Below are 1,678 nucleotides of genomic sequence, written 5' to 3'. Positions count from 1 at the left end.
TGTAGCGGCTAAGTTGTAATGTCCGCTTCTGGCCAAGTTCAAATGTCCGCTTTTGCGCCGCGTAAGCTGTCCTGCCGCCGGTTGTCCGGCACGGGGAGCTTCGATGGCAGTAATAGAACGGATAACGATGACGATGCGAGAGCTGGACAGATTCAAGGTGATTCAGGATGTGGCGGACGGCAAACTCAAGCCGTCGCGGGCGGCCGAGCGACTCGGGCTGACGACACGGCAGATCCGCAGACTGGTCGGCAGACTGCGTGACCACGGAGCGCCGGGGCTTGTGTCGCGTCGTCGCTCGAAGCCCAGCAACAACCGCCTGGACGCTGTGACAGCCGATCGGGCCATCTCGATCATCCGGGATCGCTACGCGGATTTCGGGCCGACGCTGGCCTGCGAGAAGCTGCGTGAATGCCACGGCATCCGCCTGGCGAAGGAAACGGTCCGGCAATTGATGATGGATGCCCAGCTGTGGGTGCCGCGCCGTCAACGTCCGCCGAAGATCTATCAGCCACGTGCTCGTCGCGCCTGTCTGGGCGAACTGATCCAGATCGATGGTTGCGATCATCGGTGGTTTGAGGATCGGGCGCCGGCGTGCGCACTGCTGGTGTATGTCGACGATGCGACGAGCCGGCTGATGGCATTGCATTTCACGGCGACCGAATCGACGTTCAGCTACTTTGAAGCGACGCGTGCATACATCGAGCAGCACGGCAAACCAGGCGCACTGTATAGCGACAAGTACAGCGTGTTTCGCAAGACGGGCGCGAACAAGGATGGCAATAGCGTGACCCACTTCGGCCGTGCCATGTACGAACTGAATATCGACACGTTTTGCGCGAACAGCAGTCCGGCCAAAGGCCGCGTCGAGCGCGCCCATCTGACGCTGCAGGATCGTCTCGTGAAGGAACTGCGGCTGCGTGGCATCAGCACGGTCACCCAGGCCAATGCATACGCGCCTGCTTTCATGGCGGCCTATAACGCGCGTTTCGCCAAGCCGCCCAGGAGCAGTTTCGACGCACACCGGCCGCTTCGCGCTGACGAAAGCCTTGATCTGGTACTCACCTGGCGCGAGCCGCGCAAGGTGACAAAGTCGCTGACGGTGCAATACGACAAGGTCATGTACCTGCTGGAGGATACGCCGGAACATCGCAAGCTGATTGATCGATATATCGAAGTCTGGGAGTACCCAGATGCGCGTATCGAACTCCGGGTGGACGGTCGTGTTCTGCCATGCAGGCAGTACGACCGGCTGACCGAGATCGATCAGGCCGCGGTCGTCGAACACAAGCGACTGGGCCACGTGCTTCAGGTCTCTCAGGCAATTCAGGCACAACGCGATAACCAGCGCATCGGCAAGGCACCCTCCCGAACACATCTGGGCGCGCCAACCAAAGTCCAAAGTCGTTCGGCGGGCAAGAAGAAGCAACGCGAGTTCACGCAGGCTGACGTCGAACAGACGATCGTGGATCTTGCCCGGCAAAGACAGGCACAACCGCAATCTCGAAAAACTGGCCGGCGGTCTGCAAGGGACGGTGGAACAGGCGTAAGCGCCCTGCCAGTTCAAACGCCATCCTTCGACACTGCGTGAATAAAAACCGGGTGAGAGACCGATTCCCACCCCCTAAAAGCGGACATTTGAACTTGGCCAGTAAGCGGACATTTCAAAATGGCTTTGACA

General features: G+C 59.8%; 1 protein-coding gene. It reads left to right on the top strand.

Annotation, left to right across the window (positions count from 1 at the left end):
• Nucleotides 1-103 precede the first annotated feature (103 nt).
• Entirely contained in the window at nucleotides 104-1,588 is a 1,485-nt protein-coding gene (locus AB3X94_RS41585) for an ISNCY family transposase (protein WP_368614442.1), read from the top strand.
• Nucleotides 1,589-1,678 lie beyond the last annotated feature (90 nt).

It is taken from the genome of Paraburkholderia sp. BR10923 (assembly GCF_040948765.1).
Lineage (GTDB): Bacteria > Pseudomonadota > Gammaproteobacteria > Burkholderiales > Burkholderiaceae > Paraburkholderia > Paraburkholderia youngii.
Note: the sequence above shows the minus strand (reverse complement) of the source record. Positions and strands in the feature narration are given on the sequence as shown.

What these genes read in the sequence shown, in the direction of transcription:
- AB3X94_RS41585 (WP_368614442.1), top strand. Translation starts at nt 104, where the DNA reads ATGGCAGTAATAGAACGGATAACGATGACGATGCGAGAGCTGGACAGA.